Annotated in this window: 1 protein-coding gene; it reads right to left on the reverse strand. The window is 39.5% G+C overall.

Annotated elements, in window-relative coordinates:
• A partial coding sequence (locus SB659_RS19935; RefSeq protein WP_410551671.1) for a hypothetical protein occupies positions 1-229 on the reverse strand: 229 nt, incomplete at its 3' end.
• Positions 230-258 lie beyond the last annotated feature (29 nt).

The following is a 258-nucleotide window of genomic DNA, read 5'->3' on the forward strand; positions in this document are numbered from 1 at the left end:
CTGGATAACCATTAAGATTATACTCCTTATACATCCCTTCTGTTATTGTCAGCTGCGGAATGATGATCTCACTGCCTCTTTTTAAAACAATCTTCAGATTGTCTTTTCTGGGTTTAGGAAGTGGAGGGAATCCTGGAACCTCAGGAAGTTCAGGAGGTATAGGATACGAGTATTCAGGAATATCAAGCACAAATTTAAACTTTTTCTTTACTGCGGGATCACCTGGCATCGTGAAGGTATACTGCAAGTTTTGATTAG

Source organism: Arthrobacter sp. SIMBA_036, from assembly GCF_046535135.1.
GTDB lineage: Bacteria > Actinomycetota > Actinomycetes > Actinomycetales > Micrococcaceae > Arthrobacter.